The organism is Shewanella sp. 125m-7 (genome assembly GCF_052977045.1).
The window spans coordinates 33867-47352 of record NZ_JBRILQ010000023.1 but is presented as its reverse complement, the minus strand read 5'-3'; the positions used below and the strand labels follow the sequence as shown (position 1 = coordinate 47352).

Here is a 13486-nt window from a genome sequence, read left to right as displayed (position 1 = left end):
CTAGCGGTAAATCATAGTCTATGCCTTACTTATTAAGGTTTTGGCTGTGGTTTATCGTCAGACTCTTTATCACTTTCACTGACAACCGTTTCCCCCTCAAAGGTTGAGCCTTTTACTTGATGACTCTCAGGGCGTTTATCACTTGGGTCGACTTTACGTTCAAAATCACCGTCAAAAGTATTACCTTGCTCAAAAGGTGACTGGCCGCCCTTATTTTCAAATGGGTTTTGCCCTTGAGGCCCCATTCCAGCACCAAATCCGGGGCCAAAACCTGACTGGAAGCCACCGTTTGCCTGCACTTTGAGCTGCATACGTTTATAGAAAAAACCTGCGACTGGAATACGCATAAATGGCGTGAGCAGTAGTAGACCAAGAAAGTCAGTGACAAAACCTGGGATCAGCAAGAGTAAACCGGCAACCGCTAACATCATGCCTTCAACAATCTCTTGACCAGGCGCCTCGCCACGGGCCAACTTTTGCTGCACTTGCATCAAGGTGCTAATGCCTTGACTGCGCACCAAAGACACCCCCACTACGGCAGTAAAAATAACTAATGCGACCGTTGTCCAACTACCTAACACTTCACCCACGCGGATCAGTACTGATAGCTCCATAACAGGAACTAAAACAAAAATTAATAACAAAATAAAAAACACACTGACCTCACATTTTTTGCTGGTGATGAAAACTAAATTGGGGTAACACGGTCTATTTTCAAGTCGCTACTTGACGGAAGACCCAATTACCTGCTGTTGGCCTGTAATGCGCAACAGTTAGACGGCTATATAGAGTATAAATCCTAACGGATGCCTCAATTAGGCGAGTAATTGTAAGCAAAAACTACTGGCATCACTATTTTAGCGATGCCTTAATGCAAGCCTAAGTTAAAACACGTAAAGTATCGATTAGCTTTTGAAAGCCGTTCGCCCTATTGATCGCCATTGTACCTTTCTTGGCATTATACAATAGTTGGCTTAATACAATTTTAATCTGTTGGACAATAGAAATAGTTTAATGCAAAACGAATTTTTGTTAGTGATCACCAGCTGTCCTAGCGAGGAGCAAGCTAAAATCCTTGCCAGAGAGCTAGTTAAACACAAGCTCGCTGCCTGCGTACAGATCTCTCAAGGGCTCACCTCCGTATATGAGTGGCAAGGAGAACTGTGTGAAGAACAGGAGTTCAGTTTGCAAATAAAGTGCTTAGCGCAGCATTACAGTGCGATAGAGCACACACTATCTAAGTTACATCCCTATGATGTACCCGAGCTAATTGCAGTACCTGTTACCCAAGGACTGCCAGCCTATTTTGATTGGATAAAAGAAACTACACAGCCATGAAAAAAATTATCAATCTGTTTTTAGCCTCTCTACTGCTGCTTACGCCACTGGCACACGCTGACGGCATTTTCAGTAGTAATAAGTTTGACTTTTTAAAGGGTGAGCCAGAGCTCATGCCAGTCGACCAAGCGTTTGTATTCGACTTTAAACAGCAAGGCGACAAAGTAAAAATTAGCTGGGTCATTGCCGACGGCTACTATATGTACCGTGACAAACTTAAATTTGAAACCGTCGATGGTGCCGTTTTAGGCGAAGTATCACTCCCACAAGGCAAGCCGCACACTGACGAATATTTTGGCGAGCAGGAAGTCTACTACTCATACGTAGAGATGCCTGTCGCGATTAAAGAAGCGACTGCAGGAAGTAAACTAAATGTCACCTTTATGGGCTGTGCCGAAGGCAAATTATGTTTCCCGCCAACCAAGAAAACAGCTGAATTAACTGAAGTCGCCGCAAATGATGGTTTGCTTAGTAATACAGATAAAGCACTTGGTGCTGCACCGTCAGCCGCTGAAAGCGTAAAAGCCCCAATTACTCAACAAGATACCTTAAGCGCCATGCTGTCGGGTGACAGCCTTATTTGGACCTTAGTTATCTTCTTTGGTTTAGGCATCGGTCTAGCCTTAACGCCTTGCGTGTTCCCTATGTACCCCATTTTGTCGGGTATTATCGTTGGCCAAGGGGAAAAGTTATCTACTGCTAAAGCATTTACACTTTCTATGGTGTACGTGCAAGGTATGGCAATTACTTATTCGTTAGTTGGCCTGATTGTTGCTTCTGCCGGTATGAAGTATCAAGCGGCGCTACAGCACCCAGCGGTACTGATTGTGCTAGCGATACTCTTCTTTGTTTTGAGTTTATCTATGTTTGGTCTGTATGACCTGAAACTGCCTTCAAAATGGCAGGAAAAGATGAACTCATTCTCTAACAACCAAAAAGGTGGCAATGTCATTGGCGTGTTCGTCATGGGCATTATCTCTGGCCTAGTAGCGTCACCTTGCACGACCGCACCGCTATCTGGCGCACTTATCTATGTGGCACAAACAGGCGATTTAATGCAAGGCTTCTTAGCCCTGTACGTGCTGAGTATGGGTATGGGCTTACCATTGCTAATTATTGGTACCTCTGGCGGTAAACTCTTACCAAGAGCGGGTCGCTGGATGGACATCATCAAGACTTTCTTTGGTTTCCTACTCATCGCGGTATCGATTGTAATGCTAGGTCGAATTTGGCCAGGCTTTATCTCAGATCTACTTTGGTCAATCTGGGGAGTTACTTTAGTCGGTTATCTTATGCACCAGAACAAACTTACCGAATTTAACTGGAAGCAAACTGTGCGTTCAGTGCTGTTGATGCTAGCACTGCTAGCAAGCTTCTCATACGGTATGCAAGCGGTAATGGCTAAGCTGGGTTTTAGCTCTAATACAACAGCAATCAGCAATAGCGAAGCTCAAAGCCACGGTTTTAAGCGTGTTAAATCTCTGCTCGATCTACATACTGAAATTGGTGCAGCAACTGCACAAGGCAAAACTGTGATGCTAGATTTCTATGCAGACTGGTGTGTAGCCTGTAAAGAATTTGAGGCTATCACCTTTAAAGATCCGCAGGTGTTAGAGCGCATGAATAAGATGGTAATTCTGCAAGCCGATGTTACTAAGAACGATGCAACCGATATTGAGCTACTTGAATATTACAGCATACTAGGCTTACCGACGCTATTGATGTTCGATGAAAACGGTGCCATTCGTGACGATCTTCGTGTCACCGGCTTTATGCGACCAAAAGCATTCGCAGAGCATTTAGATCACTTAGTGAACTAAGTCGTTAGCGCAAATTAAACCTTATCTTTAGAAGCCCCGTTTATCTTTGATAATCGGGGCTTCTTTTTAAGCTTCCCTAGCTCACAACACCGCTAAAAACCACTAAATTTATTCACAATTTTCAGCTCAACTTCATAAATTTCTTATACAATGGTGCATCATTGTATCCAATGGCTTGGGTACATATTATAAAGAAAGGAGCATCATGGAACCCGCTATACTCATTATCACCTTAGCCTGCGGCATGTTAGTTAGCCGCGTGGGACTGCCCCCCTTAATTGGCTATCTTGTTGCGGGATTTGTACTGTTTCTGTTTGGTATTGAAGAGTCCAGTTTGCCAATGTTGGAGCAATTAGCCAACCTAGGTGTCACTCTTCTACTGTTTGCCATTGGTCTTAAACTAGATCTGCGCAGCTTATTTAAAGCCGAAGTGTGGGCAGGCTCCAGCCTGCATCTAATCGGCTCAATGCTATTTTTTATCCCACTACTGAAACTCTTAGGTCTATTGGGGCTTGAACAGCTCACAGGATTAGAGATAGATCAGCTCGCGCTACTCGCCTTTGCATTGAGTTTTTCCAGTACCATTTTTGCGGTAAAAATACTGGAAGATAAAGGTGATATGCAGTCGCTTTATGGCCGAGTCGCTATTGGTATCTTGATTATGCAAGATATCTTTGCCGTTGCTTTCTTAACCATCTCTAAAGGCGATATTCCCTCATATTGGGCGCTAGGTTTACTGTTACTGCCGCTGGCAAAACCCCTCATATATAAAGCCTTCGATCGCGTTGGCCACGGTGAACTGTTAGTCCTATTTGGTTTAGTCATGGCACTCGTTATGGGGGCGGGACTATTTGAGCTCGTCGGGTTAAAGCCTGATCTTGGGGCTCTGGTCATAGGTATTTTGCTGGCGGGTCATCCTAAATCATCAGAGTTGGCTAAATCGCTGTTTTACTTTAAAGAGCTATTCTTAGTCGCTTTCTTCTTAACCGTTGGCCTCAATGGTTTACCCACTTTCTCCGATATCGGCTTGGCTGCAATTTTGGTACTTATAGTGCCTATTAAAGTCATCCTGTTTATGTACTTATTGACCCACTTTAAGCTACGTTCTCGTACCGCACTAATGAGTTCATTTACCTTAGGTAACTACAGCGAGTTTGGCTTAATTGTAGCAGCCGTTGCGACCTCAAAAGGTTGGCTACCTCCACAGTGGATGGTTATTCTCGCTGTTGCACTTAGCTTTAGTTTTCTATTTGCCGCGCCACTCAATACCGCTTCAAGCCGTTTATATCAGAAGTTTCAAAGCAGACTCAAACGCTTAGAGAAACACCCTCTTCACCCAGAGGATAGGCCGATCCCTGTTGGTAACCCACGTTTTTTAATTTTAGGTATGGGCCGTATTGGTTCTGGTGCTTATGATGAACTAAGAGCCCGTTATGATGGTGAAATTTTGGGTGTTGAGCACAAGCAGGAACTGGTTGACTTCCATATAAGTAAGGGGCGAAACGTGGTGCAAGGTGACGCCTCAGATACCGACTTTTGGGAAAAGCTCGACAAAGCGCCCAATCTCGAATTAGTCCTACTCACCATGCCGCATCACGTAGGTAATCAGTTTGCGGTTGAACAACTAAAGCTGCTGGATTATCAAGGTAAACTCAGTGCCATCGTTAAATATAAAGAGGATGCTCAATCACTGAGTGAGTCAGGTGTACATAGTGTCTATAACCTTTATGAAGCCGCAGGTGCAGGTTTAGTTGAACATTTGGTCAAAGAGCTGCTCACTCCTAGTGGTGCAGCACCTGATAACCCAGATGCTATCAATCATAAAAATGAAGCTGATATTTCTGATACGGCAGAGATTATCAAGCATGAAAATGAAGCTGACGTTTCTGATACGACAGAGATTACCAAGCATAAAAATGAAGTAAAAATAGTGAAAACACCATAAAAAAGCCGATTGTATACATTATCCGTGTTATAGCGTATGTTATTTGTCATCGAGTATAAGATGACCAATAACATACAATGCCAAACAATAATAACAACACTACTCTGGCGGGTTATGGGTTTTTAACAGCCCTACTTCTTGTCCCCAGCAGCGCCTTGGCTGCTGGGTTTGACATCTGGATTTACAAGCTTAACTATCATGATAATCAACAGCAATGGACTGTCACAGAGGGTCGCCCAGTCACAGAGCGAGACGGTTACGATAATCAGCCCAGCTTTACACCTGACAGCTCACAACTATTATTTACCTCTGACAGGCAAACTTCGCCAAGCTCAAGCTCGCACACTTCAGCTGCCCACAATGATATTTATCAGTTCCATATAGCCGACAATCACATAGAACAAATAACGTTCACCCCAAAGCAAAGCGAGTACTCTCCACAGGCCTTTAAAACCCATACGCCAAACAAACAAATTACTTATGTAGTCGAGCAGGGGGTGCCCCACCAAAGTGTGTGGCAACAAACAGGCAGTACTCCACGCCAACGCGCTATTAATAGCTTAATTCCAGCTGGTTACTACGCTATTAACCAAGATCTTGGCACGCTAATTTGGGCTCGATACGCCTATAGTCTCTACTTTGAGCCCAATGGCAAAACCGCCGATGAACGTCACTTTGTGGCAGCAAATGTCGGCAGGAGTATTCATAGCATTCCTAATGATGAAGCCTTTAGCTATCTACATAAGCAGCTAGATGGTGACCGAGTCATTAAGCGCTACTCGCCAATAGATAACAGCCACACAGCATTAATAGCCCTTGCGAGTGGTGCCAGTGAAGACTATGCCTGGAGCCAGAATAACTGGTTATTTAATATCAATAATGGTCAGCTACTTGGTTGGAACCAAACGAGCCAAGAAAGCTGGCAATTGATTAGCCCAATCCCGGTGCCTAATGCGGATTATCTTAGCGCATCAAGATTAGTCATTAGCCCTGATAACCAGCACCTAGCAATCGTTTGGCTGCGAAAATAGCCAGAACATTATAAAAAACTGAATAAAAACAATATAAAAACTAAATAAAAACAATAATGAAGAGTCGCACTTTTATGAACACCCTACAATCGACTATGAAGAAAGCTAAGCCAAGCCAGATAGTTACCGCCCTGCTTGCGCTTTTAGTTTGCCCTGTTAGCTACGCCAGTGATACGCCAGAGCGCTGGCAAAACCATCAAATTTTTGAGCAGAACAAACAAGCAGCCCACGCTAGTTTCTTTGGTTATTCGAGCTTAGCCAAAGCGCTAAAAGATCAACCAAAAGACAGCAGCAATTTTGTCGATCTTAACGGCCGCTGGCAGTTTCATTACGCTAAAAACCCTTTTAGTGCGCCAAAGGATTTTGCGCAAGAAGATGCTAATCTTGAGAGCTGGCAGAGTATTCAAGTTCCCGGCAACTGGGAGACTCAAGGCTTCGGCCATGCCATCTATTTAGATGAGCGCTATCCATTTACCACGACTTGGCCCGATGCGCCGGAAGACCATAACCCGACGGGAAGCTATCGTCGTGAAATAAGCCTGCCTAACGACTGGCAAGATAAACAGGTTTTCTTACACATTGGCGCCGCACGCTCGGCACTAACGGCTTTTGTTAATGGCACAGAGGTGGGTTATAGCCAAGGCGCTAAAACCCCCGCCGAATTTGATATCACGCCATATCTAACTCAGGGCAAAAACCTACTGGCCTTGCAAATTATCCGCTGGAGCGATGCTAGCTACTTAGAAAGCCAAGATATGCTTAGAGTCAGCGGCATTGAGCGCGATGTGTATCTTTATGCCACCGAAAAACAGCGTATAAGTGATATTGATGCCAGCTACAAGATGTCAGCCAAGCTAGATAAAGCTGAAATAGTACTTAAGCTAAAACTAGAAAACCATGCTAAAGCCAAAGATGTCAGCCTCAGCTATCGACTACTTTCCCCTCAAGGCGTTGAAGTCAGCAGCGGTGAACAAGATATCACTAAACTTAATAAACAGCAGCGCCAACAGTTCGACTTCTCCCTCAAGTCTCCCAAACTTTGGAGCGCAGAAACCCCAAACCTGTATCAGCTGATTGTTAGCCTTAACGACAGCCAAGGAAAACTGCTGCAAGCTAGCAGTCAACAGATAGGCTTTCGCCGTGTCGAGATAAAAGCGGGTCAGCTATTAGTCAACAACAAGGCCATTACTATTCGCGGCGTCGATAGGCACGAAACCGACCCCGATACCGGCCATGTAGTGAGCCGAGCAAGCATGGAAACCGATATCCGCTTGATGAAGCAAAACAACATCAATGCGGTTCGCTCAAGCCACTATCCAAACGATCCCTACTGGTTAAGTCTCACCGATAAATATGGTCTATATGTGATAGATGAGGCCAACATCGAGTCCCATCCATTAGCGATTGATGACAAGACTCAGCTGGGTAACGAGATGAGCTGGCTACCCGCCCACAAGGCTCGCGTCGAACGCATGGTTGAGCGTGATAAAAACCATCCTTCTATCATCATCTGGTCACTCGGTAATGAAGCCGGAGAAGGCAAACTTTTTGCCGCCCTCTATGACTGGATAAAACAGCGCGATCCGAGCCGCCCAGTGCAATATGAACCCGCAGGGCAACATGCTTATACCGATATCGTTGCCCCGATGTACCCATCGATTGAGCGCATTGAAAAGTATGCGAAGGCGCATACGGATAGACCACTTATCATGATTGAATATGCTCACGCGATGGGCAACTCTGTCGGTAACCTACAAGACTACTGGGACGTGATAGACCAATATCCTCAGCTGCAAGGTGGCTTTATTTGGGATTGGGTCGACCAGTCTCTGGCCTTTACCAATGACAATGGCCAGCGCTATTGGGCTTACGGCAAAGACTACCACCCCGACATGCCTACCGATGGTAATTTTCTTAATAATGGCTTAGTGGACCCAGACAGAAATCCACACCCTCATCTATCTGAAGTGAAAAAAGTCTACCAACCTTTTAAGCTGACAGGATTGAGTGTTAAGCAGCAAAACGTCGAATTCACCCTGAGCAATCGCTATGACTTTATCGATACCCAAGGCTTAAACTTAGTCTGGACAGTACAGCAAGATGGCCAGCCTGTGGCTAACGGCGTATTAGCACTTCCACACATCAAAGCCGACACCAGTAAAGCGATTCGTTTTAGCTTATCTAAGACCGCGATTGAGCTCATGCAGCAAAAACCGGAGTTCGAGTATCAGCTTTTACTAGAGGTAAAAGTCGATACACCGCAACCTATGTTGCCCACCGATCACCTTATAGCCTTTGAGCAGTTTAAGTTGTATACGCCTAAAGCTGTGAGCGTAAAAACGATTGATGCTATTGAAGAATCGGGCGACAGCTGGGTATTAGGAAACGGTGACAGCCAGTATTTCATCGCTAAAAGCAGTGGCTGGCTGGACAAGGTTAAAGCCAATGATACCGTGCTACTCGATAGCCCTCTGATGCCTAACTTCTGGCGCGCCCCAACCGATAACGACTTGGGTAACCAGATGCCTGAATGGGCCGATATGTGGCAAGACGCTGCTGCAGAGTTAACTCTAGCCTCTATCAACTATATCAGTGGCAACGCACCGGCTTTGGATGTTAGCCACCAGCACCCTACACTGGGTTTTACTTTAAAAACCCGTTATCGCGTGAGCCAGCAAGGTAAACTGTTAGTCAATAGTCAGTTTACCCCTGGTGATATCGAGCTTGCCGACCTGCCTCGATTTGGCTTCTCAGCTAAGCTGCCATTTGAGATGCGCTTTATGCACTACTTTGGCCGCGGCCCTGAAGAGACTTACGCCGATAGAAAAACGGGGAACCCTGTTGCTTGGTATAGCCTCCCTATCGATAAAACCTTCCATCGCTACTCGAGACCACAAGAAACTGGACAACGCACCGATGTGCGTTATGTGGCAGTGACAAACAGTAATGGTGCAGGCTTACTTGCCCAAACCACCATGGAAAATGAGTTACTGCAAACCAGCCTATGGCCATTTTCTCAAGCCGATATCGACTTTAGAGATGGCGATGCACAGGGCTCTGCCTCAGGGCTAGTGCCAGTAACGGCCAACCATGGTGCTGAGATCCCAACACGTAATTTTGTCACTTGGAATATCGATTACAAGCAGATGGGCGTGGGTGGCGATACTTCATGGGGACGCCCTGTGCATACGCCCTATCGTATCGCGCCAGAGGCTATGTCTTTTGGCTTTAGCCTCGCGCCGACTCACGCTCAAAGCACTATAACCAAACAAGCCAGAGCTCAACCCTAAAGCAATGAGTTACACACGGATATTAAAACTAAAATAGCAGTGAAGGATTAACATGGAACAGACTATTCAACTCGTCATATTTTTTGGCTTAACCGCCTTAGTAGGCTTAATAACCTACCTAAAGTGCCGAAACATCACTCGCGACACCAGTGATAGCAAAGACTACTTTCTTGCTGGCGGCGGCTTAAGTTGGGTAGTCGTAGCAGGCTCATTAATGATGACCAACATCAGCGCCGAGCAGATTGTAGGAATGAATGGTGCGCAAACCTTGCTTGTTGCATGGTGGGAGATTGCCGCTGCAGTGGGACTGATCATCTTAGCTAAGTGGCTCATTCCTATCTATTACAAATATAACTGCACCACAACCACTGAGCTGCTTGAGCGCAAATATCAAGACAAAGGGATCCGTGCCATGGTGTCGGTGCTGTTTATGCTTGGTTATGCCTTCATCTTACTCCCTGTTGTACTATATACCGGCTCACTATTTATGAAGTCGATGTTTGGCTTATCGATTTCAGTAACAGTACTGGCTGTGATCTTTGCCGTTGTCGGCGCTATCTATGCGATTTTTGGCGGTCTTAGAGCCATCGCGATTTCAGATAGCCTCAATGGTGTGGGCTTATTATTCATGGGGGTCGTGGTCTCTTATCTAGCGCTAAATGCCGTCAACTGGGATCTCTCAGGCATCCCGATTGAGCGCCTTACCTTGATTGGTGACGCCCAATCAGATATTCCTTGGACCACTCTACTAACAGGTATGATCTTTATTCAGATCTTCTACTGGGGCACCAACATGGTGATCACCCAAAGAGCCTTGGCTGCCAAGTCTGTTGAAGAAGCCCAGAAAGGCCTTTATGCCGCTGTCGTCATGAAGCTTATCATCCCTATTATCGTTGTATTACCAGGGCTTGTTGCCTATAAGCTTTATGGGGATGTGGGAGATGTTGCCTACGGAAAATTAGTCGGCGATATCTTACCAAGTTGGATGTCTGGCGCGTTCGCAGCGGTAATGGCTGGGGCGGTATTAAGTTCATTTAATTCATGCTTAAACTCAGCAGCGGCACTTTATACCTGTGACATTCACCAAAACTACGTCAACCCGAATGCAGATGTGCGCAAGATAGGTACCCGAGTGGCGTTAGTATTCACGCTTATATCGCTATGTTTAGTGCCAGTATTTGCCCAATCAGCCAGCATTATCTCACTACTACAGCAATTAAACGGCCTCTATTCTATGCCGGTATTGGCGGCCTTTATTTGCGCGCTTGCCTTTAAAGACGTTAATGCAAAAGCGATTAAGATAGGTCTGGTATTTGGTGTGCTGGTGTATGCGGTGTTTACCTTTGTATGGAGCCCACTGCACTTTATCCACATGATGGCAATCACCCTTGCCGCCACCATATTGGTCACCCTAGCACTGAGCAAGTTTGTTTTTGGGCCGCAAACTGTGGGTACTCAGCTGGTTACTGACTAATTTTTACTGACACCTTAGCTTGTATAGCACTTAACCCCAGCAATAACTTAGGGGTTAAGTGTGTGATGGCAAAGCAGATTAAGCGACAATAAAAAAACTCAGTTACACATATTACAAAGTCATGATATAAAACAATAGATGGATATTGAACAATATGGCAGCAACGCAGTATTAGTACTAACTAAGACCTCGCTGTCGCTCAACTTGTAATACATACAGGCTGATTTTTAAAGGTAAACCGCTGTTATAAATTTGGTCGTTAGAATCAAACTTCAGCTAAACCAATAAGTTTAAAGCAATGTTTTGTACTGAACGCAAATATTAACATTCGGAAATTTAAAATTATGTCCAATCCCGCTCAGCAAGCAAACAAACTGTTTGTGCAAACTTTTGGCACCCAAGCTGATAAGCTTTATTGTGCCCCTGGACGCGTTAACCTAATTGGTGAACATACAGATTATAATGATGGTTTTGTATTACCAGCCGCTATCAACTTTCATACCGCCATTGCAGTCAAACGTCGCGATGATTTACGCTTTCGCGCTGTATCCGATGCCTTTCCCGGTGAAATTGAAGAGTGGATATTTGGTGAAGAAGGTATGCCAGTTGGAAATCATTGGTCAAACTACCTTAAAGGTTTCACAGCAGCTATGGCCACTTCAGGCTTAGCACCAAAAGGCCTTGATTTAGCCGTTGTAAGCAATGTACCTATGGGGGCTGGACTCTCCTCGTCCGCGGCCTTAGAAGTTGCCTTTGGCACCGCGGTTAATGACTGCAGTCAAATCAAACTGTCTCCGCTTGCTATCGCTCAATTAGCACAGCGCGGCGAAAACCAATTTGTAGGCTGCGCCTGCGGCATCATGGATCAGATGATCAGCGCCCTAGGTGAGCAAGACCATGCACTGCTTATCGATTGCCTCGATCTTGACAGCGAAGCGGTCAGTATTCCCGACAGCTTAAGCCTAATTATTGTTAACTCAAATGTGCAGCGTGGCCTAGTTGATTCTGAGTATAACTTGCGCCGTGAACAGTGTGAGCAAGCTGCTCGCCACTTTGATCTTGAGTCATTACGCGATCTTGATTTAGTCACTCTTGAGGCGGGGAAATCGGATTTGAGTGATGCTTGTTATAAGCGAGCCAAACACGTCATCACAGAAAATAGACGCACTCAAAATGCAGCCTGGGCATTAGAGTCTGGCGATATCGCCAAACTCAGCCGCTTGATGGCTGAATCTCATATTTCGATGCGTGATGATTTTGAGGTAACCACCACGGAAATCGATTTCCTTGTCGAGATAATATCGACTGTCGTTGGCGAACGTGGTGGTGTACGTATGACAGGAGGCGGCTTTGGCGGCTGTGTTGTCGCGCTTGTCGATCACGAGTTAACCGATACCGTTGTAGAGATAATTGAACAAAAATATGCAGATAAAACGGGCTTAGAAGCCACCATTTATTTGTGTTCCGCTAGCGATGGCGCCAAGCGTATCGACGATTAGCTTAACGATTAGTTTTACTATTAACAGGACTAAACATGGTACGCATCCGCGCTCTCGAGCCTTGGAATGATCCACGTGGTGGACAAATTGAGCGAGTGATCATTGATAATGGCACTATTGCGATTGAGGTATTAAGCCTTGGCGGAATTATCCGTTCTTTATGGGCCCCCGATCGAGACGGAGAGAGGGCTAACTTAGTCCTAGGTTGCGATAATGCTGCTGATTATCTAGCGCAAGACGCCTATTTAGGTGCGATTGCCGGGCGATACGCCAACCGTATAGCCAAAGGTCAATTTAGTGTAGAGCACACTTCATATCAACTCGATGTTAATCAAGATGGCAACTGCCTACATGGTGGTAAAGAAGGATTTCATAAAAAACACTGGCAGTTAGGCACCCTACCAGATGGTGTGCGTCTCAGCCTTAAAAGCCCTGATGGCGATATGGGCTTTCCTGGTAACTGTAATGTACAGTTAGATTATCGCCTAGTTGGGGCTAACCTCTACGTCGAGATCTTGGCCAGTTCAGATAAAACCTGCCCCATCAGCTTAACTCAACATAGCTATTTTAATTTAGATGGCAGTGAGTCGACACTGACTCATCAGCTGCAAATAGATGCGCAGCAATATCTCAAAATGGATAATGGGGGAGTCCCCAGTGCGCTGCATCTAACTCAGGGCAGTAGCTTAGACTTGTCTTCGCCGACTCAATTACAGTCTTTAATTGGCCAAGAAGAGTTAACCACAACGTCAGGTTTAGATCATTGCTATGTATTGCCGAAAAGTGAATCGACATTGCAAAGATTTGGAAAATTAAGTTCGTCGCTTAGTGGCCGCAGCTTGACACTTTATACCAATCAGCCCGGCGTGCAGGTCTATGGCGCTAATCACTTGCAGGGTACGGTAGGCAAAAACCAGCAGGTTTTGAAGCAGTACCAAGGTGTATGTTTGGAACCTCAGCAAATACCGGATGCCCCTAATCAGCCTGAAATCGCTGGAAATGCATTAATTGCTGCAGGAGAAATCTATCATCATATTAGCCGCTATCAATTTGAAGCGGGCAGTTAGCTTAATAAAGCACAAAAAATAA

9 protein-coding genes are annotated in these 13486 nt (G+C 45.4%); 8 read left to right on the top strand and 1 reads right to left on the bottom strand.

What is annotated here, in order from left to right:
* Positions 1-32 precede the first annotated feature (32 nt).
* Positions 33-656 carry an FxsA family protein gene (locus ACVBIL_RS12045; protein ID WP_447167215.1) on the bottom strand — a complete coding sequence of 208 codons (624 nt, stop codon included), beginning with the start codon at positions 654-656 and terminating at the stop codon, positions 33-35.
* Between the two features lie 358 nt (positions 657-1014).
* On the opposite strand from ACVBIL_RS12045, the gene cutA reads away from it, so the two are divergent.
* The 8 genes from cutA (at position 1015) to ACVBIL_RS12005 (ending at position 13464) form a co-directional block, all read left to right on the top strand.
* Positions 1015-1338, top strand: a complete 324-nt coding sequence (gene cutA / locus ACVBIL_RS12040) for a divalent-cation tolerance protein CutA (protein ID WP_447167214.1) — start codon at positions 1015-1017, stop codon at positions 1336-1338.
* On the top strand, positions 1335-3158 hold the full coding sequence (locus ACVBIL_RS12035) for a protein-disulfide reductase DsbD (protein ID WP_447167213.1): 1824 nt from the start codon (positions 1335-1337) through the stop codon (positions 3156-3158). The genes cutA and ACVBIL_RS12035 overlap by 4 nt, the downstream gene beginning before the upstream one ends.
* A 205-nt stretch (positions 3159-3363) precedes the next feature.
* Complete coding sequence (locus ACVBIL_RS12030) at positions 3364-5103, top strand: cation:proton antiporter domain-containing protein (RefSeq protein WP_447167212.1); 1740 nt, start codon at positions 3364-3366, stop codon at positions 5101-5103.
* Between the two features lie 77 nt (positions 5104-5180).
* On the top strand, positions 5181-6134 hold the full coding sequence (locus ACVBIL_RS12025; protein ID WP_447167211.1) for a TolB family protein: 954 nt from the start codon (positions 5181-5183) through the stop codon (positions 6132-6134).
* 74 nt (positions 6135-6208) lie between these two features.
* A complete protein-coding gene (locus ACVBIL_RS12020; RefSeq protein WP_447167210.1) occupies positions 6209-9424 on the top strand; it encodes a glycoside hydrolase family 2 TIM barrel-domain containing protein in 3216 nt (1071 codons plus the stop codon).
* 52 nt (positions 9425-9476) lie between these two features.
* A complete protein-coding gene (locus tag ACVBIL_RS12015; protein ID WP_447167209.1) occupies positions 9477-10898 on the top strand; it encodes a solute:sodium symporter family transporter in 1422 nt (473 codons plus the stop codon).
* Positions 10899-11242: 344 nt separating this feature from the next.
* A complete protein-coding gene (gene galK / locus ACVBIL_RS12010) occupies positions 11243-12397 on the top strand; it encodes a galactokinase (RefSeq protein ID WP_447167208.1) in 1155 nt (384 codons plus the stop codon).
* Positions 12398-12432: 35 nt separating this feature from the next.
* Positions 12433-13464, top strand: coding sequence for an aldose epimerase family protein (locus ACVBIL_RS12005; RefSeq protein WP_447167207.1), 1032 nt, complete (start codon positions 12433-12435; stop codon positions 13462-13464).
* Positions 13465-13486 lie beyond the last annotated feature (22 nt).